This window comes from Rhodopirellula sp. MGV (assembly GCF_002251265.1).
GTDB lineage: Bacteria > Planctomycetota > Planctomycetia > Pirellulales > Pirellulaceae > Stieleria > Stieleria baltica_A.
On sequence record NZ_NPDI01000064.1, the window covers coordinates 1 to 25,964 of the forward strand.

The window sequence follows — 25,964 nt, forward strand, 5'->3', positions numbered from 1 at the left end:
CTTGTCCATGTTTCAATTCAAAACTGGCATCGAAAATGCAAATTCGATTTGCAGTCACTGCCTGTAGTGCTAGCACGCCGATCACTAGCCCCTATCTAGTGTCCGGCCGCTTAAGTACGTGCCATTCAGTCCTGACATCTTTTTTCAGTAGTCGGCTTGGAGTTGGGTGCGATAGAGGATTCCGTCGTCGCCTGCCAGGATGTCGCTGGGGGTGCCTTGCAGCGGGCTGCTGTCGAGTGCTGTGACGTCGAATGAAAACTTTAGCTGCGGTTTGTGAGCTGGAAACCAACTGAAGCCGATCGCGTACTCGGTTCCCGTACCAAACTCGCCACTGACCTGAGAGTACCGTCCGTTGAGATCAAGTGTTTTTGGGATCAAGAACCGCCCGCCTTCAACATACAACCCGCGTTGATCAAGGTGGCTGATCGCCAGCGCCCCATCACCACGAAGGTTGTCGACCCAACGCAGGAAAACTTCCGAGTTGAAACTCCAGCCTTGATACTTCCAGGCAATGTCGATTCCATAGAGCAGGATGTCGTACTCCGACACCGTCACTCCCGTTGCGAGGGCGCCCGTTTGCGTCAAAACCGTTCCGTCAGACAGTCGCAAGAACGTCGCCTCATCCAACGCTGTCCCGAGCCTGTCGGATTCCTGGGACGAATAGGTAATGGAATGACCGACCCTCAATAGAGGCGAACCGGAACAGTCAAAGTCGACGATTTGACTTCCGTAGTTTCCCCAGGGATCGAAGTAGCTGGTCGCCGCAAACGTGAACCGGTCGTCTCGCTGGTTGATACGGGCATTGGGCCGGTGAAAGCTATCGCCAACCATGAGTTGGTAGTGACCTCTTTCACCAATCGTGCCGATCCCGTAGATGCCGATCGTTCGGTCGGGGCGAAAGAAGTCGTTTGCCATTGGACGGTCACTGAACCGAGTCCGGCGAGCACTCAATAGCCACTGGCGACTGCCCGGGATCTTTCGCTTCCCCATTTGCAATCGGAACGAATCACTGAATTTCCATCCGATCCAGTAGTCCATAAAATCGGCGATGTGCGAGCCATCGCTATCGCCATCGATTTGCAAAAAGTAGTTGAACCGCTCGTCGATTGCCATTCCAGAAAACACCAAACGTGCGCGTTCGATGTCGAAGACATTTCGTGTCCGCACATCCCGAACCGTCCCGGCGTTGTCGGCCCAAGTGTCGACGTCTCGACCAAAACCAGAGTGGCGAAACTGCACCCAGCTACTGATCCGCAATCGAAACGGATGCTCGCTTTGATCAAACGGTTCGATCACGAACCCCTTGTCATAGTCACCATAAAAATCCAATCGATGGTGCGTCTTGGCGGACGACGGAGCCTGATCACAATCCAAGTCAACAGCTTGCTCCATCGTCAGCGGAACACGCAGCAGGCTTCCTGGCGTGCACCCATCATCACCAGGATCGGGGAACAATCCGAACGCCGCATCAGAAGTCGACTCGGCCTGCCCAAGCTGCTCGGACAGCAAACGCAATTGCTGGGTGTTGGATTCGATTTGCTCCTGAAGTGCGATCAGCGTTGGTGGCACCGAGTCGCCTTGGGCAACCACGTTGGTGGCCGAAAAAAGTGTCGCGACAAATACCAAAACGAGAAGCAATCGAACGGAAGACATCGGCGGTCCCTGGAGCCACTAACGGAAAACGATGCGTACGATGAACCTGCAACGTACGCATCGGGTTTCAGTGCCGATTGCACCAATCGTTCACTTCGTAACGACCGCTCACCCCGACAAATCGGGTAGACGGACGCAGAACTGAGGGACACCGCACGCGACAATGTCGCTAGAGCGTCAACCAAAGATGCCAGGACTTTGCTGCACTCACGACTGAGAAGGGCTCGCACGGAAAGCAGGGTTCAGCTTGAAGCCACCAACTACAGCGAGATAACCGAGGCTATCTCACCCACCACACATTTATCGCAATTCGATAAACAACACTTGACTCTGGCAACCTCAACGCCTTATCGTTAAACGATAAACCCAAAGGAGCTTGCGCAATGTCCAAGAAGCCGATTTCGTTGAGTGTGTTGAAAGCTGTTGTGAACGTTTGGTGGTGGGGAGCGATCGCGATGACAGCGGTTACACTGCTGATTATCGCCTTCGCGCCGAGCGACATTGCGAACTGGGAGTTGGTTGGGTACGCCAGTGAAATCGATGCGTCTGCGCTCGCTGCTCAGGATCGCGCCGGCAGGGCGGTCGGAGTTCAGTTTGATGGGCCCGCGAAAGTCAAACTGGTTTTCAATGAGAGCAACCCGGCCCGCATCACGATCGCGCAACGTGCGGCACTCGGCCTGCTACTGGGAAGCTTGCTGGTGGCTGCGATCTACTTTGTCAAGCAACTGCGAGACATCGTGTGGACGATTGATCAGCAAGATCCGTTTGTTGCAGAAAACGCCCGCCGAATGAGAACGATCGGCCTGCTCATCCTGGCGTTTGGCTTCTTCCGGGCATTCGGTCAACTGCTCGTCTCTGGCTTCGCCGATTCGATGATCGTGCCAAGCGGTTTCAATCTGAACGGCAGAGTCGAGTTCCCCGTCGGATTGTTCGCCGTCGGTATCTCCGTTCTTGTCCTTTCCGAAGTCTTTCGCCATGGCGCGAGAATGCGGGAAGAACAATCGCTCACGATTTAGACGAAGCCATGACGATCCGTATCAACCTATCTCAGGTGATGGAAGAAAACGACAAAACGCTAACGGCACTTGCGGATGAAGTTGGAATCACACTCGCCAACCTGTCAATCTTAAAGACGGGCAAGGCAAAAGCCGTTCGCTTCACCACACTCGACGCGATCTGCCGAGCGTTGAATTGCCAGCCCGGCGAAATCCTTTCGTTCGAAGACGACTGAGTTCGCTGGCGCGACCAGTTCTACGGCAGGATCCATGATTCAAAGCGGGCCCCTAGGAAGTCAAACAGGGCTTCGTTGTGAGGACGATAGAACTCAACTAACTGCTTGCGTAGCTCGGCACCTGCAGGGTCGGAATCATAGGTCCGCACATGACAGGTGTGGACGTCGAGGGCGACTTGCGGCAGACCTGCAAAGTCCAACAGAGCACTGAGATGATGTTCTGGGTCCACGCACCACTGATCCATCACCATCACGTGGACTTGGGAACGATCGTAGAACTTCAGCAGATGCGTGAGCTGCTGAAGGTACTTGCCGCGATTGAGAATTCCTGCCCAATCGTCATAGGGACTGGCGAGTTCTGATTGAACGTTGACGTCCAACGTGTCTTCAGGGCATCGCCAATCCCAATCGTGCGAACCCGGCATCAGCTGCGTGTAGTGATTGTATTGACTGATTGCACGGTCGACGGGATCTCGCAAGGAAACAACCACCATCGCGTCAGGCAGCAAGGCATGCATCCGTTGATGAGCCTGCGGGTCGCAGAGGTAGTTCGGTGACACATCGAGACGCGTTTTCCCGTCCGACATAAATCGACTGAAGTACCAATCGTCGCCACGTTGGTGATGGCGATTAAAGAAATCGATCTCTTTGAACGCCTTACCAGTTTCGGGATCGCGTGGAACATCGATCCCGGGATGATTGGCCAGCGTCGCAAACAAAGTCGACGTGCCGCACTTCTGGGCCCCGGCGATGATCAATGACTTTGTTGGCAATGACTTAAGCGGCTTGGCGTGACGAAAGCAGGTCGAGGTTGGCCGCAAACAACTTGGCAAACGGCGGACAGGTGTTGAGCAGTTCTTCTGGTGCGCCGCTGGCAACGACCTTGCCTTGGTCCATCACGATGATGCGATCACAAAGCTCAAACACTTCGGGTCGGTGCGACACAAAGATACAGGTTCGATCGCGAGCGTAGTCACGCAGCGCGTCGTAAATCATCTGCTCGCTGTGCTGGTCAATTTGGTTTGTCGCTTCATCAAGCACCAGAATCGCTGGGTTACGCAAGAACGCTCTGGCGAGTGCGATCCGTTGCTTCTGACCGCCAGACAAACGATTTCCGTCGAAGCCAACTTCTGTGTCGTATTGCTTGCCAAGGTTCACAATGAACTCATCAGCACGCGCGAGTTTCGCCGCCTTGATCACCTCTTCTTCGCTGGCTCCGTCCGTCCCAAAACGGATGTTCGCCGACACGGTATCGTCGATCATCGCTGGCGTTTGGGCAACAAAGCTGATCGCGCGGCGGACGACTCTGGGATCGACCTCGGCAAGGTCCACACCGTCAATAAAGACCTGGCCATCGTGCGGGTCGTAAAACCGCAGCAGCAGTTTCGCGAGCGTTGACTTTCCGCATCCGTTGGACCCGACGATACAAACCGTCTCGCCGGACTCGACCGACAAGGTGACTTCGTCGAGAACTGATTGGTCAGCGAGGTAGCCAAACGAAATTGACCGGAACTCGACCCGGCCATCAGTAAACAGGGTCGATGACGCATGCGCCGCATCGCTGGCGGTTTCCGCGGAGGTGTCACTGTTGCGATCGCCTGCAACGGCGTCCGACACGCTGTTTGGGTTGTATGCCAATCGACTTTCTTCGTCCAAGATTTCCGCGACGCGATCGGCAGCCGCGATCCCGATTTGCAAGTTGCTATAGACATCGGTTAGCTTCCGCGCCGGATCGCTCATCCCGACCATCATGCCGAAGAAAATCAGCATCTGTGAAATCGTTAGCGGACGATCGGTCATCTGGATACCAAACAAGTCGGTTTGCTGGTTCAGCACCAAGTAGGCACCGGCAACTAGCGAAAGCGCGACGGCGGTGATGCCAGCCAGTTCGGTCACCGGTTTGGTCATCGCGATCCAAAACGAGATTTTGACCGAACGGCGCATCCGCTCGTCACCCGCCAAGTCGACTTCATGCGCCATCGGTTTCTCCATGCCGTAAGCTTGGATCGCCGGAAGTGACATCACCGACTGGAAAACCAATCGATTCAAGTGCACCGAGTCAGAAACGTGTGCTTTGAGTGTGCGACGGATCTTGCGGCTGAGTGTGGAGATCAAGAGCGCTGTTGGTGGAGCGATCATGAGGGTGAACAGCATCAGACGCCAACTGATCAGCGACGCGCCGACACCGCAAACAATAATTTTGAGTGGTTCACGAACCGAGGCCCCCAGCAAGACATGCAACCCTTTGCTGACGTGTTCGATCGATTCGGTAAAGTGCGTGACAAGCTGGCTGGTTCCGAACTTGTCGTACGCGGCCATGTCCAGCGCAAGGACTTTTTCGGTGTACTCGTTTTGTAGATCCAGCGTTGTCTTTTGAACCGCCCAAGTGGTCGTCACCAAGTTCGCGACAATGAACAAGTTCTTCAGCGCGGTCGCGGCCAACAAGATCGTCATGAACACCAAGACGGTATAGAACGGATCTTTGGGCAAGTACTCGGCATAAGGCTGAACCCACTGCCGATTGGTGATGGTTTCCTCGCAGGACTTGATGTCGTCTTGAAGATGCCGCCGCTGGAGATCAGTCGCTTCGGTGGCATTTGCTTCGCCTGGTTTTGGCAAAGCGACCAACTGAGCATTGTATTCGGCGATATCCGTTTCTGCTTCGGTGATGTCGTCAGCGATCCATTGCTGAACGGACTTGCCGTTCAAACAGACTTCCAGGACTGGATAGACGGCACCGATATTGCCGCCCCACAGCATCGCGACGGCAAGAGAACATAGGACGGAAGCGGCAAGGGCCATTGGGTAACGGCCCAAGCCTCTGGCGATGCGGAGGAATGGTTTCATGTTGTTTATCGTGTGACCTAACCGCGGGTCGTTTCCAGCAGGGTTTGTGCATGGTGGTGAAACCACTGCCGAAATCGATAGGGGCGAATGGCTCGTCGCATTTCACGATGGCTGGGGACATGCCCCAGTACGCGGCGACGAAGTCGGTTCATCTCGGTGGTCCCCAGAGTCTCGAGGAGGACCTGTGTTTTCTGGGTTTCGATGACGCGGAATGCGCCGAGGAACCGGGGGACGCGGACGAACTTCATCCCGGCGGCTCGAAACCGCAGAATGAGATCCCAATCCATAGCGAACTGGAACGATTCATCAAACGTGCATTCGACGGCTTCCCAAGCTCGTTTCCGCCAGAACATTGTCTCTTGCGGAATGTAGTCGGCGAACATGATGGCATGGTCGTCGTGTGGGGGAAGCACCCAGCGGCCGATCTCCTGATCGTTCTCGTCAATGATCAATCGGTGCCCGTAGATCACATCCACGCTGGGATTCTTGCGAAAGTACTCTGAGACAAACGACAAGCTTCCAGGAAGCAAGATGTCGTCTGAATTTAGGTAGGCCATGATGTCGGTGTCGACGTGGCTTAACCCGCGGTTGATCGCTTGTGTTTGGCCGCCATCACGACGCGATTCCCAGCAGTGCAATTGGGATTCGAACTGGCGAATGATGTCGACGCTGTTGTCCGTCGATTCGCCATCCTGGACGACGTACTGAAGCCGCGGAAAGTTTTGATTGACGACGCTTTCGATGGTGCGTTGCAGGTACTCGGCGGTGTTCAGGTTCGGCGTCACCATGCCGATCGACAGCTGTTTGCTGGCTGACTCGCCAACCAACTGTTTCTGGTTCTTGACCGCGCGAGGCTCGTGTTGTTTCAACTGGAATAGTCGACTGCGAAAGAAACCACGGACACCAACGGCAACCGCCTTTGGCATGTAACGTGTCAACTCTCGTGGGTACTTCAGCGCACGAACAGATTGGTGTTTGGCATGGGTGAGATACAGATTCCGTGAACCGCCCAGTGGCTTGATCGCCTGAGACGCCAAACGCAAGACGGCACGATCGTAGCCTTTTGCTAAGGGCTCAAACCCTTGTTGCAAGGCAAGGACTTGGCCGAGCTCGAGCGCCGCAGGGGCGGGAACCATTCCCAAATGCTTGTGCAACAATTCGATACGTTCTTGTGCGGCGGCGACGCGATCGCTGATCACCGCGTTGCCGAAGTGGGTGTTCTCTCGGTGCCGGCGTTTGCACCCCAGGCTGTCCTCGGTGCGGACGAAGCGATGACCAGCACGGAACGCTCGCAGTGCGAACTCGTACCAAAAATGATACTGCAGGGATTCATCCAGATTGCCCGTTCGCTCCAGCAGACTGCGGCGAAAGAACAGGCTTGGCTGGAGATTCGGTGCTTTGCGCAGAATGCGGCGTTGATTGATCAGCCGGGGAACGCGTGTTCGGTAGGTGACGTTGTCTTCGTCGATTTGATCGATCGCACCATAGATGATTTCGGCATCGGGGTTCGACTCGAAAATCCCTTGAACCCGACTCAATGTCTCGGGCAAATACGTGTCATCATCGGCGAGACATCCGATAATGTCGCCTTGGGCTTGCAGCATTCCGTGATTGAAAGCCGCAGCGGCACCGCAAACGGGTGTTTCGAGAATGGATCGAGTGACGTGTGAATCGCCGAGATCAAACTTCAGTGGCGAATCACCGGCGTCCGGCGAAGTGACAATCAAGTGCTCGACTTGCAGCGCCGCATCCGAGTATGTCACGCTTTCCAGCGTTTCGACGAGAAATCGTCGCCTGGCCAGAGTTGGCGTAATGATCGAAAATGAAAGCATCCTGCTTTTTCCTGTCGCGATTCGCACCACAAAACCGTCAGACAATTCCTGTCTGATTTTGCGTTTTAGTCACGCCGCAAATGAGTGTAAAGATCGTTTGGGATGCCAACCTGCAGGCCGCGGGGGCAGGCAAGAATCATCGCCCAAAGGGAAGCTTTACTGGAACAGTGTCGGTCATCGCAAGAGAATCTCCCCAGCCTGTGGGGACCGCCCGTTAAAAACTCGCCAACTTCGTCACCTTTTGACCAACAGCGAACAAATCGCAAATCGAACTCAACATACGCGAAAGCGAAAGACCGGCGGGGTCTGTCCCCGTCACTGTTTTGTTGCGGGGTCTGGCCCCGTCACTGATTTGCTTGCAACTGGTGGAGGTTGACGGGGTCTGGCCCCGCCATCGATTTTCAATTCGATTGCTTGCGACGTTGCGTCGCGTTAATCGCTTGCGACGTTGCGTCGCGGGAAGACGGCCCTGACGGTTGTTACCAACATGGCTCGACGGACCGAGCCAGCTGAGAAAATGCTATCAGGCCTCCGATTCGGGGAACGTATGTTTCAGGAATCGAGCTATTGTGTCGAAGGGGTATCTGTGCCGACGCAAGGTTGTGGCCACCGAACACGCTCGCCTTCGCTAGAACCGTGTTCTTCCCAGAACCAGCCGGGACACCGCTGTGAGAGCGATTGCTCACCCGGTATCCTTTTCATACTGCTAGTGCCCGTTCCAACCTGTTTTCAACCTGACCTGGAAGACCTGGACCCGTGAGCGAAATCGTAGACGTTGAAGTCCCAACCGTGGGCGAATCCATCACCGAAGTTCAACTTGGTGCGTGGTTGAAGTCGGAAGGCGACTGGGTCGAGAGTGGCGAAGACCTTGTCGAAATCGAAACCGAAAAAGCGTCCGTCCAATTGCCAGCTCCCGTCGCTGGCTTCTTGCAAGACATCACCAAACAAGAAGAAGACTTTGCCGAGATCGGCGAAGTGATCGCCAAAATCAAGGTCGCCCCCAAGCCGTCGGGTGACGGCGGATCGGCTGGCGGCTCCGCCCCTGCGGCTGCCGCGTCGCCAGATTCCGCACCCGCGTCTTCCGGCGAAGCCAGCTTTGTGATGCCCGCCGCTCAGCGACTGCTCGATGAAAATGGCTTGTCCGCCAGCGACGTCCCGGCAACCGGCCCCGGCGGACGCTTGCTAAAAGAAGACGTGCAAAAATTCCTGGACGCCGGCGGGAAAGCGAAGCCAGCCGCGTCCAGCCCAGCACCGGCCGCGCCGGCGAAACCCGCCGAATCGAAATCCGTCGCCGCACCACCGAAGCCACAAAGCACCCTGATGACCGGTGCGGCCGACCGCAGCGAAGAAGTCAAACCGCTAAGCATGCTGCGACGTACAATCGCATCACGCTTGGTCACCGCCCAACAAACCGCGGCACTGCTGACCACCTTCAACGAAATCGACATGGCTCCCGTCATGGCGCTTCGCAGCAAGTACAAGGACGCGTTCCTGCAGAAGCACGGCGTCAAACTTGGCTTCATGTCGTTCTTTGCCAAGGCCAGCGTCGAAGCGCTGCGACGATTCCCCGCTGTCAACGCCGAAGTTCGCGACGACAGCGCGATCTATCGCAACTACCAAGACATCGGGATCGCCATCGGTGGCGGCAAAGGCTTGGTCGTGCCGATCCTTCGCAACACCGAACGGATGTCGTTCGCCGAAATCGAGTGGACAATCGCCGACTTCGCCAAGCAAGCGTCTGAAAACCGCCTGCAAGCCGAAGACCTGATCGGCGGTACATTCACGATCAGCAACGGTGGAGTCTACGGATCGCTGCTGAGCACACCGATCGTCAACCCGCCACAATCGGGCATCCTAGGGCTACACTCGATCCAAGAACGCCCCGTCGCGATCAGCGGAAAAGTCGAGATCCGACCGATGATGTACGTCGCATTGACCTATGACCACCGCATCGTCGATGGTCGCGAAGCGGTCGGCTTCCTACGCACGATCAAAGAAGTGATCGAAGACCCAGCTCGCCTGTTCCTCGAACTCTAAGCGGTGAACTGTAAGCGACGAGCTGCGACCAACAGCTTTTCAATCACCTGAAACCAAAACGAACAGCCGGTGCGAACAAGATCGCACCGGCTGTTGTTGTTTTGGGCTGCTGTTGTCGGCGACGGCTTTTCGTAAACCGACGCCGTACCGCTCCGCTTACGAGCCGAGCTCGATGCTGCGTTTCGCACTCGCTTGAACGGCCGCAATCATGGCGGCGCGCAACCCGTGGTCTTCGAGTGCTTGGATCGCAGCGATCGTCGTTCCGCCGGGACTGGTTACTGCGTCTTTTAGCTCGCCAGGGTGTTTGCCCGTTTCCAATACCATCTTGGCAGCCCCCATGACAGTTTGCGCGGCGAGCTTGATCGCCAACGGCCGCGGCAATCCACAAAGCACGCCGCCGTCGGAAAGCGCCTCGATGACCAAGCAGATGTAAGCGGGGCCGGAACCGCTTAGTCCTGTGACGGCATCCATCTGAGCTTCGTTGACTTTTGCGGCGACACCGACGCTGGAAAGCGCCTCGTCGATCCATTGGCAATCTTCGTCGGTGACGGCCTCGCCGACGCAATAGGCACTTGCCCCCGCCCCGACCAAGCTAGGCGTGTTGGGCATCACCCGGATGATCCGCTGGTGCCCGACCTGATCGGCGAGCTGCTGGAGAGAGACTCCCGCGGCGACGGAGACCACCAGCTTGTCTGAATCGCTACAAGCGGCAACTTGAGCGGCAACGGCGGGAATGGCGTAGGGCTTCACCGCCAGCATCACGGTGTCACAATCGGGAACGATGTCGGTCAGATCGGGTTTCGCGGTGACGCCAGGGTACTGTTCGGCCCACCATTGCTGTTTGTCAGCGTTCCGATCGGCGACCGAAAGGTCTTCATTTGCGATCACCCCGGAGGCCAGCATTCCGCCAGCCAGGGCACGTGCCATTTGTCCGCCACCGATGATGGCTACAGTTCGTTTCTTCATCAAGTTTTCTTCCTCATTCGTTCGCACGGCGTGTTTGGAGGGGTGACGACGCCTTTTTGCCGCTTTTCTGGTTCTTTTCTGCGGTGAAGTCTTCCGACCGACCGCTTGACAATTGACCCCTACACCGCAGGCACCTAGCATGATGCGTTTTTCCCCGATCGCCAACAGGCCGATCCTCCATCAGCCGATAGTTTGATAGCCGGCGACCGGCTGACGCATTGAAACATTTTGCCTTGAATTCCACGGGAGTCTCGCACGTGCTAGAAGCGATCGCGAAAGCGGATACCTTGATCGAAGCGATGGGGTGGATCCGCCGGTTTCGTGGCAAGACGACCGTCATCAAGTTGGGCGGCAGCGTCTTGGACGACGACAACGCCCTGCTGCATATTTTGCTGGACGTCATCTTTATGGAAACGGTGGGCATGAAACCCGTCGTGGTCCACGGCGGCGGCAAAGCGATCAACCGTGCCCTAGCCGAAGCGAACATCGAAGCAAAGTTCATCCACGGCCGACGCTACACCGATGACGCGACGCTGAAAGTCGTCCGCGAGGTCTTGGCCGGTGATTTGAACCGCCAACTGACCAACGAAGTCGAACGGCTTGGCGGTCGCGCGATGAACCTGTCGGTGCACACGACGAACGTTCTGTTCGGCGAACGGCTGGCACTGGAAACCGGCGAAGACCTGGGCCACGTCGGCCACGTCACCGAAGTCGACCGCGATGTGATCGAAAGCTTGCTGTATACCGACCAGGTACCGATCATCCCCAGCATGTGCGAAGACCGCGAAGGCAACTTGTACAACGTCAACGCCGACACTGCGGCGATGGCCGTTGCCCAAGCACTCGGCGCCGAAAAGCTGATCTTCCTTTCCGATGTCAACGGCGTCCGCTTGGACAAGGACGATCCCGATACGATCATCCACTCGCTCAGCGAATCAAAAGTTCGGCAATTGATCGCCAGTGGCGATATCTCCGAAGGGATGATCCCCAAGGTCGAAGCGTGTCTGCAAACGCTCGAACGTGGCGTGGGCAAAGTCCACATCATCGACGGCCGACTGCGCCACTCGCTGCTGCTGGAAATTTACACCTCCGAAGGCGTCGGCACCGAAATCTATCGCGAACCTGCCCCCGCAACCGCGTGACATTGACTTTTTCCTTTTCCCGTCACAGCGGAAAACGAGTCCTCCAAGATGCAACATTTCATTTCTCTTTTTGACGTCTCCTCCGACGACCTCAAGCTGATTCTGAAAGCGAGCAAGGTCGTCAAAAGCAAACTGCTCGCTGGCGAACGCCCCGACGTGTTGCACAATCGCGTGGTTGCGTTGCTGTTCCAAAAACCCAGCCTGCGCACCCGCGTGAGCTTTGAGTCGGGAATCGCACAGCTCGGCGGATCCAGCCTGTTTTTGGGCGATGATGTCGGCTGGGGAAAACGTGAGTCACCTTCGGATTTCAGCAAGGTCCTGGGCCAGTTCATCGATGCGGTGGTCTGCCGCGCGAATCGACACGAAAGCGTCACCCAACTGGCCAGCTTCAATGCCGTCCCGGTGATCAACGGCCTGACCGATCTTTGTCATCCCTGCCAAGCTCTCGCTGACGTGATGACGGTTGATGAAGCGTTTGGTGACTACACCGGCAAACACATGGTCTTTGTCGGTGACGGAAACAACGTCGCAAATTCACTGGCGTTGATCTGTGCCAAGCTCGACATGAAGTTCACGTTGGCCTGTCCAGAAGGCTACGAGATGGACGAGGAATGGGTCGCCGAACTGGCCAAAGCACACCCGAATGCCGATATCAATACGGTCCACAATCCGGCTGCCGCCGTGGCGACCGCCGACGCGATCTACACCGACGTGTGGGTCAGTATGGGGCAAGAGGCCGAAGCGAAAAGCCGCCGCATGGCGTTCGCCGATTACCAAGTCAACGACAAACTGATGGCCGCCGCACCGTCCACCGCTCGCGTGCTGCACTGTTTGCCAGCCGTCCGCGGCGAAGAGATCACCGACAACGTGATCGATGGCAAGCAGAGCGACGTGATCAACCAAGCGGGTAACCGCATGCATGCCCAAAAGGGCCTGCTGGTCTGGTTGCTTAACCCTGACTGGATTGCCAAGAACGTCTAACAAACTGACGTTCTACGTTTTGGCGACCACGCTTCCTCGACAAGGACAGACCCGACGGTGACTTCAACAACTGAACTTGGGAAACTCACGTCGGCACAGGTCGGCTATTGCACCAACGTGCACGCAGGAACCGATCTGAACTCGATCCGCGAGAACCTAACTCGCTACGCCGTTGCCGTTCGCGAAAAGCTCTCGCAGACACGCCCTTGTGACCAACTGGGCGTCGGGCTTTGGATCCCCGATGAAGCCTCGCGACAATTGGTCGGCGGCGAACTCGATGGCTTTGCCACGTTCTTAGCGGATGCAAAGTTGTCGGCCTTCACCATCAACGGTTTCCCCTTCGCAAACTTCCATGGCGATCGGGTCAAACAAGGCGTTTACCTGCCGACATGGGCCGATCGCGAACGCCTGGAATACACTCAGCGGCTCGCGACGATTCTCTCGTGCATTATGCCAGAGGATGCCGCAACCGGCTCGATCAGCACACTGCCTATCGGCTGGCCAGACAATCCGTTTGCCGACGCTTCGGCACGTCATATCGACCTCGATGCCGCCGGCGCAAATCTGCGGGAACTGGCACGGTACTTAGCTGAACTTCACGCTTCGAGCGGCCGAAAGATCACCGTCGCGATTGAGCCCGAACCTGGCTGCACGCTGGACACGGTCGACGACATGATCGCGTTCTTCGACGCCCAGCTGCCCGACAAGCGGCATCGGCAATTCATCAGCGCTTGTCACGACATCTGCCACAGTGCGGTGATGAACGAGCCACAACGTGACGCGATCCAGGCGTACGCGGAAGCCGGGATCTCGATCGGTAAAGTCCAGGTCAGCAGCGCGATCGTCGCCGACTGGAAAACGATCCCCACCGACCAACACTCCGCCGCTTTGACACAGCTGTCCGAATTCGCCGAAGACCGCTATCTGCATCAAACCGGCCAAGTCGACCGACAAGGCGGCTTCCGTTTGGCGACAGACCTGCCTGAACTGATTCGCCAAACCGATCCCGAACAACTCACAGAGAGCGATCGCTGGGTCATCCACTTTCACGTGCCAATCTTCTTGGAACGTTTCGGGCTGTTGCAAACGACGCGTGCAGAAGTACTCGAGTGCTTGGCAGCACTCAACGATCCGGAAATCAACGTCGACTTCACCGGGCACCTCGAAGCCGAGACGTACGCGTGGACGGTGCTTCCGAGCGAGATGCGAGCCCGTGGGCTGGCGGAAGACATTGCCGGCGAACTGGACTGGCTCTGTTCGAAACTCGGCTAGATGGATTGGCAGGCAGGAAGCCTGCGAGAGAGTGTGCGACAAGGCGGGAGCCTTGTCGCAAGTTAGGGCACCGCCACAAGCCAAAACTGCGGCTCAATCGATGAGCCGCGGTGGAATCGCAGTGTGATCGCAGTGTGATCACAGTGGGATAGCGGTGGCGATTACTCGGTGCAGGTTTCCAAGAACCGTGCAAGGCGATGGAAGTCGCTTTGTGGCTCGATGAAGCGAACCTTCGTAACCAGGGTCTTGGGGTCAACCAGCTTTTCGAATGGGACGTAGTGCAGATTGAACTGGCCAGAGACCGAAACCATGACGCCGTTGAGTTTTTCCTCGACGAGGGCACGGTAGGCACCGACGCCCAAGCTCGATCCCAACATCACGTCGTAAGCGTGTGGCGGGGCGCAACGCGATTCGTAACCCAACTGCAGTCCGTTGACCTTGCGAGTCTTGCCGGTGCGTTCGTTGTATCGCTTCGCGATCAACTTGCTGATCAGCGTCGACAGGTTGATCGCCGAGATGTTGATGTGTCCGTGTTCGTCACGCGACACGCCTTCCAAGTAGCTCATCGGCAGAAACTCTGCCAAGCCTTCGGCAACGACGATCGTGCCGTACTCGCGGCCTTCTCGTTCGCGGGCGATCATCATGTCAACCATCTTGTCGATGACCTTGTCCAAGACCATGACCTTGCGGGTCTCGTTGGTTTCTGGATCGACTTCCTCAGTTGCCAGTTCGCCGGTGACATCTTCGACGCTCATCACCAAGCTCGCTTCGCCAGCGATCGCGGCACCGTAGGCCAACCATCCGGCGCTACGTCCCATCGCTTCGCACAAGAAATACGCTCGGCCGGCGGCGGCGTCATAGTTCAGGTTGCGAATTTCTTCGGCCAAGGTTTCGACCGCGGTGAAGAACCCGAACGTGAAATCGATACCGCTGTAATCGTTGTCGATCGTTTTGGGCAGGTGGATCACAGGGAATCGTCGTGCATCGCCAGGAAGATTGTCTTGGAACATCTTCAGCTTGTTGGCGGTCTTCAGCGTGTCGTCACCACCGATCGAGATCAACGCGTCGACTTCCAGCGAGCAGAGGCCTTCGTAAACGCGACGCAGTGGCGCGACGAGTTCGGGATCTTTGAGGTGTTCGGGGCTGCTAACGTGCTTGCCAGGGTTGGTGCGGGCGGTGCCAATCATGATCCCACGGCTGCTGCGTGCGTTGGTCAGCAAGTCATGGGTAAAGCGGATGTAATCAACGCCTTCTTGCAGAGGGCCCGCGGCGCTGTAATCGCTCAGCCGGCTGTACCCGTGCTTGATTCCAAAAACCTGTGCGCCTTCTTCCAGGAACGAAAAAGCGGCGGTCGAGATGACAGCATTTGCCGCCGGCGCTGGGCCGCCCGCAAACAGGATGGCGACGCGTTTGATATCCAGAGTGTGATGATCAGGCATAGTTGCTTAATGGGATCGGGGGGATGGACGAGGTACTGAAGAGAATGAGACCGGCGGCTCCCTCGTACGTCGTTTGATAACGTTCTGATTGTTTCTTGGAGAGTCGCAATTTTTATGGATGCGAGTGCCATCGCCAAGACGCCCATGTGAATACGGCCACAAAGGTGCGGCAATCTGGGTGATTCGGGGGAAGAAAACCACTCTATCGTGTGCTTGATACCATCGTGGCGTGCACTAATGGTTCAGATCACCCCCCAAGTTTGCTTCTATTTCACTTTATCAACTCCAATTTCGAACCTGAATCCATGTCTTTGACGAATCCACGACTCATCGAGCGTGGGGGCTACAGGTCAAAAACTTGCACACCGCGGCTCGTTCGATCAAGATCTCGACTACGTCGATGGTTCCCTTGCGTCCGCAATAGCACGGTGGCCGTCCCGTCGGCGTACTTGTCTCTCGCACGTGCGGCTGGAAAATGGATTCCTTATCATGACCTGGCATACTCCTTCGGGCGATCGAATCTTGCTCGGCCGGGAAGCCGAGTTGATTCGTCAATCTATCTCGACGATGGCGGATGAGCTGATCAGCTGTCGCGAAACCGATGAATCACCTTGGGAATATGGCGTCACTCTGTTCGACGAATTGTCATGGCAACAGCAACTGGCGATGTTGGATTTACTTGCCAATGGATTGCTAGAGTCAACCCGCGAAACGGTCGAATTGACGGGCATCAATGAAGCCGGCGTCGCTGCGGTTTACCAGAACGTCTCACAGCAAATTGAACTCGAAATCGAGTTGGAAACCGTCTCGCCTCCAGAAGTCCGTTATCAATGGCGCGCGGCGGCACTGAACGCCTACTTGGAAAGTGAAGTGATCGGCGCCAGTCGCCAAGCGGATCGCTTGGTGCGAGAACGTTTGACGCTACAGTCCACTGAAGATTCGGCCGTTGAGGATTTGCGGCAGGAATGTGCGGAGCTCGAACGTTGGCAATGGCTGGTCGAATGCCTAGCCGACCGCATCCTTTGGGACCGTGATTTTGACTTGGTCGAAGAAATGATCGATGCGCCGCCGGAACGTGCCGCGGCGATGCGTGCGGCACTTGGAATCACTCCCGGCTACTACACCGCGATCGCTCCCGACCCGACCGAAACTCAGATCGATACGCTGTTTGATTCGCTACAGAAACTGACGCGATCCAAACCGCGTTAAGAGCAGTTACTTTGTCAGCGGAATCACGTCTCTTGGTGAGTGCCATCGACGATTTGTTGGATCAAAAACTGGGTCGGCCCATCCCATGTCGGCAACGTTCTCAGCTGCCGTAACGCGTTGTCCAACTCGCCAGATTCGAATCGTTCCAACGCAGCTTCATACTGGCCGATCAACGCTTCATCGACAGGCGATTCAGACACACCGCCAGCGGAAACTAATTCGCTAATCTGTACCGGAGTGTTCATTCCGGCGGGCCGCACTTTGGCCAAACGCCGTAGCAACACCGGCATGGCTTGCGAATCTGTCCCGAGCGTTCCCGATGTCCCGCTCCGTAACGCTTCACGCATCGGTTCATCGACGATGATCTCCGCACCAAAGCGCTTCGTCATCGACTCCAAACGACTCGCCAAGTTGACGACTGGTCCAAACGCGGTGACTTTGACCTGATCCTTGGTCCCGATCTGACCAGCGACGGCGGGGCCAAGTGCCATGCCGATGCCACAGCGGAAACCGTGATCCGAATTTCGGAATTCGTCGCGGATTTTAATTGCGGCCTCGGCGGCCTTTAACGCCGCATCAGATTGCGCCAACGGCCAACCCCAAAAGCCCATCGCGGCATCACCGTGAAAGTCACCGATCACGCCGTCGAACCCCAAGATGTGCTTCGTCATGACGCCCAACGCGTCACTCACGTCGCTAAGCAGTTTCAACAGTTGGTCGGCGCTTTGTTCGCTTCGCTGTGAAAACCCTCGCAAGTCGCAAAACATCACCGCCAAGTCCGCTTCGCGTGGACGCAACGCTTGCGATGAATCCCCCGCTGCGATCGACTTCATCACGATCGGTGCAAAGAACCGCCCCATCGCCGCTTGACGACGCTGCAACAAGTGGCTTTGACGCAAGCTTGCGACCGTCGTGCCGACGATTTCGGCGAATTTAACATCGTCCTGAAGTTGCTCACTGACCGCTTCCGGCGTGCTGGATTCGGATGGCGAGTCACTGTGAATTTGGCCGGTGACATAGATCACCCAACCGCGGCAAGCTTCGCTACGAAGCGGAACACAAAACGCCCAGTCGACATCTTCACGCGCGGTAAAGACGGCTGAACCCGGCGCGTCGCTGCCTTCCCAGACGTTCAAGATACTTTCACGTGCTTTGATAGCCCGCTCGACGAGGCGACGACTGATCGGCGAATTACCAAGCGTCGCACTGCGATTGTCATAGTGCAGCACTTCGATCGAGTCGGAGGACTCTGGCAGATCCGAATCACCATCGCTGCTGTTCGCTTGCAAGATCGCGACAGACTCGGCCGCGGGCGTCGATTGCAACAGAACACTTGTCACTCGCACCAACAATTCCTGATCGCTTTCGCTGCTGGCAATCAAGTCTGGCAATCGCGTTAATACGTCGATGCGTGCGCCGACATTGCGGAAATGTTTACGCCGCAGGGCGACGTGATCAAACACGTTTTCGGTGACTTCGAATTGATCCTGGCCGACCCGACTGTTCGCTGGCCTACCGGCGGCCAACGTAAACGTCGTGTTACCGATCACGAAGTGCTCTCCCGGAACCAAGACGAAACGCACCGCGTGACGACCTTGATGGAACACCGGGTTGCGCGCCGCCGGGACAACAAACACTTCAACCTTTTGATCCGGTTGTGGCACCAAGCGGACATGCGAACGAGAAATCATCGGATCCCAAGGCACGTTCCAATCCACGCCCGCTCGGCCGATGACAATATCGGTGACCATCGCCGGTTCAGGGATCTCACGCCGCCAGCGGTGATAGGCCTGGGGACCTTGTGCGATCAATTCAGCCATGTCGAATTATCAATCCGAACGTCAAAGACAAGTCTGTAATCTCGTCACGGTCCACGCCGCAACGTTAGACACAGCATACCGGTCTGCTACGTTCGTTCCCAGCAGGCCGCCGTGTGCGTCTCGCCCGCTTCGGGAGACTGCGCATGTGGTGGCCGGTCTTTACCACAGCGTTCGACCGCAATCGGACAGCGATTGATGAACGAACACCCCACGTATTCCTGATCTGGAGTAGGAACCTCGCCTTCCAACCGAATGCGGTTGCGGCTGACTGCTGCCTTCGGATCAGGCACAGGAACTGCCGACAGCAACGCTTGCGTGTAGGGATGCGTCGGGTGATTGTAGACCGATTTGGCCGAACCGATTTCGACGATCCGCCCCAAATACATCACACCGACACGAGTCGAAATGTGACGCACGACACTCAAATCATGCGCGATGAACAAATACGACAGCCCAAGCCGCTGTTGTAGATCCATCAGCAAGTTGATGATCTGAGCCTGAATCGAAACGTCGAGCGCACTAACCGGTTCATCGCACAAGATCACTTTGGGATTGACCGCCAACGCACGTGCGATCCCAATCCGTTGACGTTGGCCGCCGCTGAATTCGTGTGGGTAACGATTGAGGAACTTGGGGTTCAACCCGACCAACTCCATCAGCCGCAATACTTCGAGCTTACGGTCTTTCCCGGCAGCCAGTTTATGGACGGCGAGTGGTTCGCCAATGATGCTGCCGACGGTCATCCGCGGGTTCAACGAAGCGAACGGGTCCTGAAACACCATTTGGACCTCGCGGCGATAACGCAGCATCTCGCGACTGGACAAGCCCACGAGATCGGTGCCGTTCAACCGAATACGACCATCGGTCACTGGCGCGAGTCCGGTGATGGCACGTGCGGTCGTCGATTTGCCACACCCCGATTCGCCAACCAAAGCCAACGTTTCGCCTTCGGCAATCTCGAACGACACGCCGTCAACGGCGCGAATGAATCCATGCTCGGGATTCAAAAACGATCCGCGACTGAACGGATAATGAACCTTCAGGTCCTCGACCGACAACAGCGGTGCGGTTTGGCGAGGCTTTACAGAATCGGACATCAGTGCATTAGACATCGGCTGCCTCCTGTGCGACGAAGCATGCCGCTTCACGTTCTTGACCGATCAACGTTAGCGCCGGCTCGGTCGATCCACAGCGTTCGATTGCGTCGGGACAGCGCGGGCGGAACGAGCAACCGGCGGGCAAGTTCCCAAGATCCGGCGGCTGGCCAGGGATCGCTTCCAACTGGCCGGACGCTTGATCAAGCCTTGGCAACGATCGCAGCAGACCTTGCGTGTAGGGATGCTTGGGCGAAGCGAATAGCGAATTGACATCGGCCTTTTCGACCACGCGTCCGCCATACATCACGAGCACGCGATGACAGATTTCGGCGACGACGCCTAAGTCGTGCGTGATCATGATGATGCTGGTTCCACGGCGCTGCTGCAAATCACGCAGCAGGTCCAAAATCTGTGCCTGGATTGTCACGTCGAGCGCAGTGGTGGGCTCGTCGGCGATCAACAAGTCGGGCTCGCAGGACAATGCCATGGCGATCATCACGCGCTGTCGCATCCCGCCACTGAATTGATGCGGGTAATCGCGAAGGCGACGTGACGCACCACTGATACCGACCATTTCCAGCATCTCGGCTGCTTGACGATTGGCCTCTTTTTGCGTGTGGCCGAGGTGCAGCCGTGTCATCTCGGTTAGCTGCTGACCGACCGTCATCAACGGGTTGAGCGCCGTCATTGGGTCTTGAAAAATCATCGCGATGCGGCGACCGCGAATCGCTTGCATCTCCTTGACGCTGGCTTTCAGCAGATCCTTGCCGCCGTACCAGACCTCGCCACCATCGATGCGTCCTGGTGGCTTCGGAACCAGACCCATCAAAGACAGGTTCGTGACGCTTTTGCCGCTGCCGCTCTCGCCGACCAATCCAACGGTTTCGCCCGGAAAGACTTGGAAAGACACGCCACGGACGGCGCGGACTTGTGAGTCATCGGTTTTGAAACTGACCTGCAGGTTGCGGACGTCAAGCAAGGGTTCGGATGCGTTGCTCATCGTTGTTAGTCCCGGTTTTTCATTCGTGGATCGAGCGCGTCACGAATGCCGTCACCCAAGAAGTTCAGTGCAAACAAGGTCGCCGCCAAAGCACCGCCGGGAAAGACAACGACCCACCAGAACACCTTCACGATCGACAGGGCTTCGACGCCGTCGTTTAGCAGCAGCCCCCAAGAAACGTCAGGCGGCGAAACGCCCAGCCCCAAAAAGGAAAGGAACGCTTCGAACAGCATCACGCTCGGAATCGTCAACGTCAGGTAAACGATCACGACCCCCAACACGTTGGGCACCAAGTGTCGGAACACGATCCGCCAGGACGACGCGCCGACCGTCTTGGCGGCTTCGACAAATTGCTCGTGACGCAGCGAAAGGATTTGGCCGCGAACCACCCGTGACATCGTCAACCAATAGATCGCACCGATCACGATGTAGAAAATGGTGATCTGATCAATCCCATACGACGCAAGTTCCTGCTTGACTGTTTCTTCGCCAAGGAACGTCACCAAGAAGATCACAACAAAGATAAACGGGATCGAATATAGCATGTCGACGAAACGCATCATCGCCGCATCAACGCGGCCGCCAAAGTACCCGGCGATCGCGCCATAGCTGACACCGATAATCAAACTGACCAAGGTCGCGACGATGCCGACGATCAACGACACACGCGCTCCCCAGAACACCCGGGCAAGCAAATCGCGGCCTAGCTTGTCAGTGCCGAACAGACTGGGAATCGCATAGTCGCCAAAGACTGCGACGCGAACCTTGCACATCCACCACGCGACGCCACCGAGGTTGTTCCACATTTGGTTGAACGGATGTTCGACCGCGATCCGTGACTCGATTTCATTAGAAAGCTTTTGCTGGGTCTCGAGATCCGTCGCTTCGATCAATTTCTTTTGTGTTCCCGCCAGCGATGCTTCGAACTTCGCCAATTCGCTGGTCAGTTTGCCGTCTTTGAACTTCAGCCCCGGACGACCACCCAAAACCACTGATTGCAAGTTCGGAGGCAGAAAACGCCGGTTGTTCAAATCCTTGTCGATCGGGCTTTGCAATGGCAACAGCGGCGTCATGAAGGCGGCCGTCGCCAGCAACACCAAACACCAAAGCGAAATCATCGCCGTGCGATTGCGACGCAAGCGGTTGAACGCGTCCTGCCAAAGCGAGACGCCACGGATTTCGCGGGACTCGGCCAGTAACCGCTCAAGAGCTTCTTCGGTGGCATTGCCGCCAGACCGGACGGGGCCGCCGGATGTGATGGAACTGCTCATTGAAGCTTCACCCTCGGATCGATGATCGCGTACGCCAAGTCGACCAAGGTATTCATCGCGAACAAGAGCACCGTGTAGGTCAAAACCATGCCCATCGCCAACGTGTAATCACGCTGCGTCGCGGCGTTGATAAAGTGGCTTCCCATGCCTGGCAATGCGAAGATCTTTTCGAGTACCAACGATCCCGTCAGGACACGAGCGACCGCCGGACCAAGGTACGAAACCACCGGCAGTAACGCCCCTGGCAACACATGCCGCATGATCACCGTTCGCTTGGGCAGGCCTTTCGCGAAGGCCGTTCGCACGTGATCGCGAGTCAACATTTCCAACATGCCGGTCCGCGTTAGTCGGGCGATGTACGCCGCCACGGGCAGCCCTAAACAGAACGCCGGCAACGCAACTTGGCTGAGCGTTCCCCAGCCGCCAGCCGGGAACAGCTGAATCATGAACACGAACAACAGAATCGCCAAACTGGCGATGACAAAGTTCGGGACGGCGATCCCAAACACGGCCGCCGCCATCAGCATCACGTCAGCAGTGGATCGCCGGTAAACGGCCGAAATCACGCCAGCGGTGATCCCAAAGATGATCGCAAACACGAGTGCGAAGATCGCCAATGTCACTGAAACCGGAAAACCTTCGGCGATGACTTGATTGACACTGTAGTCTTCTAGTCGCGTGCTCCAGCCGAGATCAAATCGGGTGACGACGCCAACCAAGTAATCCCAATACTGCTGCAGCGGCGGGGCATCGAGGTTGTACCGGGCTTTGAGCTGTCGTTCGATCGCCGGTGGAACACTCCGCTCGCCGCTGAAGGGGTTGCCGGGAACGCTCCGCATCAACACAAAGGACACCGTATAGACGGCCCAAAGCGTCAACAGCATCCATGACAGACGCTTCAATAGGTATCCGATCAAATCTCTCATTGCGTCGGCGTTCTCATTCCTGTGACGGTGCTTTCGGAGACGGGGCGTTCGACGCTGTTGATTCGTCGGCGTAGCGTAGGATCGACAGCGGGTGCAGGTCTTGTGCGGTCGGTGCAAAGTTCAGCACGTTCGGATTGCACATTTCCGCCGAGGTGTAGAAGTAGATCGGAATCACGGGCAGCTCCGTTGCCAGGATCTCTTCGGCTTGGCGGAGCAGCTCCAATCGTTTTGCAGGATCCTGTTCCTCGCCCGATTCCGCGATCAAGCGGTCGTATTCTTTGTTCGACCAGTTCGTATTGCTTTGCGGATTGCCAGTCACCCACAGATCCAGGAACGTGTTCGGATCGGGATAGTCACCGACCCAGCCATACCGCGCCATCTGGTAGTTTTCCATCTGAACGGTTTCGGTGAAGCTGCCCCATTCCATGTTTTGCAGCTCGATTTTGATGTTCAGATTGTTTTGCAGCTGCTGCTGAATCACCTCTGCGATCGGCCGGTGCGTTTCGCTGGTGTTGTACATCAGCGTCAGCTTCGGAAAGCCGCGACCGCCGGGAAAGCCAGCTTCGGCGAGCAGCTGCTTGGCCTTGTCGACGTCTTCGCCAAGGCCTTTGACGCCTTTGTAGCCGGCCAAGCCTGGTGGGACGACGCTGAACGCGGGCAGCTGTCCGGCCTTGGTGACCTCTTCGACGATCTGTCGCCGATTGATGGCCATGCTGAGCGCCTGTCGGACTCGGATATCGTCCAGTGGCGGGACGGCGTGATTGAGTTTGTAGAAATAGATCGACAACTTGGGTGCACTGTGAAAGTCATCGCGCTTGCGAAGCTCTTCGAGCACCGAGGTTGGCAAGTCATTGATCCATTGCAGCTGGCCGGTTTCGTACATGTTGAGCGCCGTGTTCTGGCTCTCAAGCGAGACGAAGTCGATCGTGTTCATTCCGACTTGATCGACGTTCCAATACTCCGAGTTCTTTTCCACGCGTACGCGGTCGCGAAGCCGGCGGAACTTCAGTCGAAACGGGCCGTTGGACACGATGTTTTCGGCCTTGGTCCACATTTGGGCGCCGAAGGTTTCGACGCATTCTTGTTTGACTGGATAGAGCGGATAGTAGGCCGACAGATACAAGAAATAAGGCACCGAGTATTCGAGCTGGACGACGAAGGTTTTGTCATCGATCGCTTGGGCCCCGCCCTCGTGCTTGAAATCGACCATCAAACCGTGCGTTCTGGTGATGGTGGAGTCTTCGCTGATTGCGGCCAGTGAACTGGCGAAGCGTTCTCGTTTGGGTGCGTGATCCCAGTCGGGCCGCCCGTTTTCGCCGAGCGGGATGATGTCGACTTCGTAGACCCAGCTCTCCTGCCAATCGAGTTCGGCGTTTTCGCGTTGTTCGTCGCTGGCGTCTTCTGGGAGCTCCGGTTCGGGTGGCTTGGTGATTTCGCGGAGCACGCCGTATTTCATCGTGCCGCGTGGGAAGTGCTTGATTGCAGCGTCACCGGTGGCTGTTTCGCCGGGACGATCCCACAGCTCGACTTCGACACGGTCACCGACGTTGACGATCGCGCGGTGATAGGCGTCGGCGAGGTGGACTTGGCTGATCAAGTAGCCGTATTCGCAGGCGGTCGCGGGATGCAGCATCCGCTGCCAAGACCAAGCGAAGTCGTGAGCGGTCAGAGGCGTCCCGTCGGACCAGCGGAGTCCTTCGCGGAGGTGGAAGGTGTAGGTTTTGCCGTCTTCGCTGATGTCCCAGGATTCCGCCATGGCGGGCTGAGGCGAAAGTGGCTGCAAACCGTTTTCCGGATCCGGCGGGCCTTCGGGCAGCATCCGGGTCAGGCCTTCGAAGATTTCGTAGATGATCCGGCTTTCGGGTTGCCCGGTCGCGCGGTGCGGGTCGATCGTTTTGGGATCGGTCCCGTTTTGGAGCGAGAAGTCAGCGGGAGGCACGCTATCGAGACGGGCCGCCCAGATGACGGCAAAGACAGCCACGAGAGCTGCAAAAACGACGAATCCTCGGCGAACTTCCGGAGCCACAGACGTGTCTCTTGTTGTTTGGACTTGGCGAGCTAGGCGGTACTCGGAAGTTTAGGCATTTTGGCAACCGTGACGCGAGAGCGATCCGAGCGGTTTATGCCTTGTGGCACGCAGAGCGTTACTCCACCGCCGAAAAGGTGTCAGGTACAATACTGTTCGGCGCAAAATTTGCGCAGTCACAATAGGACGGCCAGGGGTTTTGGGTGGAGTTGCGCGTCGAGCGATGACATGACATACTTGGTGGGTGAGACAATCATCTGACACCGCCGACGATTCTAGGAAGATCAACGCTTCGGACATCACCGGGCTAAAGTTCTTTCGAAAGGTCAAGCCGTTACTCGACTCCCTGCATGGCATCGGGGCCGCGAGAGACACCGCTAAGAATCGTACCCTGCACTACGACCAGTACTGCGTGCTGGTCTTGATGTGGATGTTCAATCCGGTGGTCGATTCGCTACGCGGACTGCAACAAGTATCGACCCTCAAGCAGATTCAAAAAAAGCTCGGCGTTGGACGTGCTTCGTTAGGATCGCTCTCTGAATCAGTGTCGATCTTCGATCCCGAACCACTCAAGGCCATTGCTGCATCACTGGCCACGCAGATCCCAAAGGCTGATCCATCGAAGTTCGACGCATTTGCCCATCAGCTCACGGCCGTTGATGGCAGCGTCTTTAAGACCGCTGTGCGCGTAGCATCTCTATCATGGTTGCCGTCGAAGGGCGGTGGCACCAGCGTCGGGAAGGCTGTAGATGGCTACCGAATGCACACCCACTTCGAGATTCTTCGCGGAATCCCTGAAAGAGTCGATGCTACACCCGCGAAACCCAAAGGAAAGGACGACGAGAAGACTGTCTTGTCCAATGCCTTGCAGCCCGATCGATGCTATGTGACCGATCGAGGTTACGCGAAGTTCGAGCTGTTCAATCAAATCAACGCGATCGGTAGCAGTTACATCTGCCGAGCTCGTGACAACAGCAAGCCGAAGCTCCTGCAAGAGCGACCGCTCACTGAAGATGACCAATCCGCCGGAGTCATTTCAGATACCGAAGTGGTCCTTGGGGCTTCCGCCAGCAACCACAAGACGCAGACGAGCGACCATCGCGTTCGGTTCATTGTGATTCAAGTTCCGCCGCATGCGCGAACAGGAAGCAAGGGCAGCAACTGCGATGGCTACCTTCGGCTAGTGACCAACGTGATGGATGTTCCGGCGGAGTT

20 protein-coding genes are annotated in these 25,964 nt (G+C 56.8%); 8 read left to right on the plus strand and 12 right to left on the minus strand.

Features of this window, described 5'->3' with window-relative positions; translation table 11 throughout:
• Positions 1 to 144: 144 nt before the first annotated feature.
• On the minus strand, positions 145 to 1,653 hold the full coding sequence (locus CGZ80_RS22160; RefSeq protein WP_094417874.1) for a porin: 1,509 nt from the start codon (positions 1,651 to 1,653) through the stop codon (positions 145 to 147).
• Between the two features lie 383 nt (positions 1,654 to 2,036).
• Here CGZ80_RS22160 and CGZ80_RS22165 point away from each other — a divergent pair, with 383 nt between their 5' ends.
• Entirely contained in the window at positions 2,037 to 2,669 is a 633-nt protein-coding gene (locus tag CGZ80_RS22165) for a DUF2975 domain-containing protein (RefSeq protein WP_094417875.1), read from the plus strand.
• Between the two features lie 8 nt (positions 2,670 to 2,677).
• On the plus strand, positions 2,678 to 2,884 hold the full coding sequence (locus tag CGZ80_RS22170) for a helix-turn-helix domain-containing protein (protein WP_094417876.1): 207 nt from the start codon (positions 2,678 to 2,680) through the stop codon (positions 2,882 to 2,884).
• Positions 2,885 to 2,904: 20 nt separating this feature from the next.
• Here the strand turns inward: CGZ80_RS22170 and CGZ80_RS22175 are convergent, their stop codons facing one another.
• The 3 genes from CGZ80_RS22175 to CGZ80_RS22185 are packed head-to-tail and all read right to left on the minus strand — an operon-like array spanning position 2,905 to position 7,563.
• Complete coding sequence (locus CGZ80_RS22175) at positions 2,905 to 3,657, minus strand: sulfotransferase family protein (protein ID WP_158222811.1); 753 nt, start codon at positions 3,655 to 3,657, stop codon at positions 2,905 to 2,907.
• Positions 3,658 to 3,661: 4 nt separating this feature from the next.
• Positions 3,662 to 5,731, minus strand: a complete 2,070-nt coding sequence (locus CGZ80_RS22180) for an ABC transporter ATP-binding protein (RefSeq protein WP_094417878.1) — start codon at positions 5,729 to 5,731, stop codon at positions 3,662 to 3,664.
• Positions 5,732 to 5,748: 17 nt separating this feature from the next.
• Positions 5,749 to 7,563: a glycosyltransferase gene (locus CGZ80_RS22185; RefSeq protein ID WP_094417879.1), complete on the minus strand. Its 1,815-nt coding sequence runs from the start codon at positions 7,561 to 7,563 to the stop codon at positions 5,749 to 5,751.
• 756 nt (positions 7,564 to 8,319) lie between these two features.
• Between CGZ80_RS22185 and odhB the strand changes: the two genes are divergently transcribed.
• Positions 8,320 to 9,600, plus strand: coding sequence for a 2-oxoglutarate dehydrogenase complex dihydrolipoyllysine-residue succinyltransferase (gene odhB / locus CGZ80_RS22190; protein ID WP_094417880.1), 1,281 nt, complete (start codon positions 8,320 to 8,322; stop codon positions 9,598 to 9,600).
• A 156-nt stretch (positions 9,601 to 9,756) separates the two neighbouring features.
• On the opposite strand, the gene proC is transcribed toward odhB, so the two are convergent.
• Complete coding sequence (proC, locus tag CGZ80_RS22200) at positions 9,757 to 10,566, minus strand: pyrroline-5-carboxylate reductase (RefSeq protein WP_094417882.1); 810 nt, start codon at positions 10,564 to 10,566, stop codon at positions 9,757 to 9,759.
• Positions 10,567 to 10,823: 257 nt separating this feature from the next.
• Between proC and argB the strand changes: the two genes are divergently transcribed.
• Genes argB through eboE form a run of 3 tightly spaced genes read left to right on the plus strand, consistent with a single transcriptional unit; the run spans position 10,824 to position 13,961 of the window.
• On the plus strand, positions 10,824 to 11,708 hold the full coding sequence (gene argB, locus CGZ80_RS22205) for an acetylglutamate kinase (RefSeq protein WP_094417883.1): 885 nt from the start codon (positions 10,824 to 10,826) through the stop codon (positions 11,706 to 11,708).
• Between the two features lie 48 nt (positions 11,709 to 11,756).
• On the plus strand, positions 11,757 to 12,689 hold the full coding sequence (gene argF / locus CGZ80_RS22210) for an ornithine carbamoyltransferase (RefSeq protein WP_094417884.1): 933 nt from the start codon (positions 11,757 to 11,759) through the stop codon (positions 12,687 to 12,689).
• Between the two features lie 57 nt (positions 12,690 to 12,746).
• On the plus strand, positions 12,747 to 13,961 hold the full coding sequence (eboE, locus tag CGZ80_RS22215; protein ID WP_094417885.1) for a metabolite traffic protein EboE: 1,215 nt from the start codon (positions 12,747 to 12,749) through the stop codon (positions 13,959 to 13,961).
• Between the two features lie 161 nt (positions 13,962 to 14,122).
• Here eboE and CGZ80_RS22220 read toward each other — a convergent pair whose 3' ends face one another.
• Entirely contained in the window at positions 14,123 to 15,400 is a 1,278-nt protein-coding gene (locus CGZ80_RS22220) for a 6-phosphofructokinase (protein ID WP_094417886.1), read from the minus strand.
• Between the two features lie 489 nt (positions 15,401 to 15,889).
• Between CGZ80_RS22220 and CGZ80_RS22225 the strand changes: the two genes are divergently transcribed.
• The gene (locus CGZ80_RS22225; protein WP_094417887.1) at positions 15,890 to 16,609 is read left to right on the plus strand and encodes a hypothetical protein; all 720 of its coding nucleotides are present in this window, start codon (positions 15,890 to 15,892) and stop codon (positions 16,607 to 16,609) included.
• Positions 16,610 to 16,632: 23 nt separating this feature from the next.
• Here CGZ80_RS22225 and CGZ80_RS22230 read toward each other — a convergent pair whose 3' ends face one another.
• The 6 genes from CGZ80_RS22230 to CGZ80_RS22255 form a co-directional block, all read right to left on the minus strand.
• The gene (locus CGZ80_RS22230) at positions 16,633 to 18,429 is read right to left on the minus strand and encodes an adenylate/guanylate cyclase domain-containing protein (protein WP_094417888.1); all 1,797 of its coding nucleotides are present in this window, start codon (positions 18,427 to 18,429) and stop codon (positions 16,633 to 16,635) included.
• A gap of 86 nt (positions 18,430 to 18,515) precedes the next feature.
• Positions 18,516 to 19,526: an ABC transporter ATP-binding protein gene (locus CGZ80_RS22235; protein ID WP_094417889.1), complete on the minus strand. Its 1,011-nt coding sequence runs from the start codon at positions 19,524 to 19,526 to the stop codon at positions 18,516 to 18,518.
• Positions 19,527 to 19,533: 7 nt separating this feature from the next.
• Positions 19,534 to 20,526, minus strand: coding sequence for an ABC transporter ATP-binding protein (locus CGZ80_RS22240; RefSeq protein ID WP_094417890.1), 993 nt, complete (start codon positions 20,524 to 20,526; stop codon positions 19,534 to 19,536).
• 5 nt (positions 20,527 to 20,531) lie between these two features.
• The gene (locus tag CGZ80_RS22245; protein WP_094417891.1) at positions 20,532 to 21,797 is read right to left on the minus strand and encodes an ABC transporter permease; all 1,266 of its coding nucleotides are present in this window, start codon (positions 21,795 to 21,797) and stop codon (positions 20,532 to 20,534) included.
• A complete protein-coding gene (locus CGZ80_RS22250; RefSeq protein ID WP_094417892.1) occupies positions 21,794 to 22,723 on the minus strand; it encodes an ABC transporter permease in 930 nt (309 codons plus the stop codon). Before CGZ80_RS22250 ends, CGZ80_RS22245 begins: the two co-directional genes overlap by 4 nt.
• Positions 22,724 to 22,736: 13 nt before the next feature.
• Complete coding sequence (locus CGZ80_RS22255) at positions 22,737 to 24,749, minus strand: peptide ABC transporter substrate-binding protein (protein ID WP_198953765.1); 2,013 nt, start codon at positions 24,747 to 24,749, stop codon at positions 22,737 to 22,739.
• 244 nt (positions 24,750 to 24,993) lie between these two features.
• On the opposite strand from CGZ80_RS22255, the gene CGZ80_RS22260 reads away from it, so the two are divergent.
• A partial coding sequence (locus CGZ80_RS22260; protein WP_143544096.1) for an IS4 family transposase occupies positions 24,994 to 25,964 on the plus strand: 971 nt, incomplete at its 3' end.

Bases quoted from the DNA above. Each gene is read 5' to 3' on its own strand.
- CGZ80_RS22160 (WP_094417874.1), bottom strand. From the start codon at position 1,653: ATGTCTTCCGTTCGATTGCTTCTCGTTTTGGTATTTGTCGCGACACTT.
- CGZ80_RS22165 (WP_094417875.1), top strand. From the start codon at position 2,037: ATGTCCAAGAAGCCGATTTCGTTGAGTGTGTTGAAAGCTGTTGTGAAC.
- CGZ80_RS22170 (WP_094417876.1), top strand. From the start codon at position 2,678: ATGACGATCCGTATCAACCTATCTCAGGTGATGGAAGAAAACGACAAA.
- CGZ80_RS22180 (WP_094417878.1), bottom strand. From the start codon at position 5,731: ATGAAACCATTCCTCCGCATCGCCAGAGGCTTGGGCCGTTACCCAATG.
- CGZ80_RS22185 (WP_094417879.1), bottom strand. From the start codon at position 7,563: ATGCTTTCATTTTCGATCATTACGCCAACTCTGGCCAGGCGACGATTT.
- proC (WP_094417882.1), bottom strand. From the start codon at position 10,566: ATGAAGAAACGAACTGTAGCCATCATCGGTGGCGGACAAATGGCACGT.
- argF (WP_094417884.1), top strand. From the start codon at position 11,757: ATGCAACATTTCATTTCTCTTTTTGACGTCTCCTCCGACGACCTCAAG.
- CGZ80_RS22220 (WP_094417886.1), bottom strand. From the start codon at position 15,400: ATGCCTGATCATCACACTCTGGATATCAAACGCGTCGCCATCCTGTTT.
- CGZ80_RS22225 (WP_094417887.1), top strand. From the start codon at position 15,890: ATGACCTGGCATACTCCTTCGGGCGATCGAATCTTGCTCGGCCGGGAA.
- CGZ80_RS22230 (WP_094417888.1), bottom strand. From the start codon at position 18,429: ATGGCTGAATTGATCGCACAAGGTCCCCAGGCCTATCACCGCTGGCGG.
- CGZ80_RS22235 (WP_094417889.1), bottom strand. From the start codon at position 19,526: ATGTCCGATTCTGTAAAGCCTCGCCAAACCGCACCGCTGTTGTCGGTC.
- CGZ80_RS22240 (WP_094417890.1), bottom strand. From the start codon at position 20,526: ATGAGCAACGCATCCGAACCCTTGCTTGACGTCCGCAACCTGCAGGTC.
- CGZ80_RS22245 (WP_094417891.1), bottom strand. From the start codon at position 21,797: ATGAGCAGTTCCATCACATCCGGCGGCCCCGTCCGGTCTGGCGGCAAT.
- CGZ80_RS22250 (WP_094417892.1), bottom strand. From the start codon at position 22,723: ATGAGAGATTTGATCGGATACCTATTGAAGCGTCTGTCATGGATGCTG.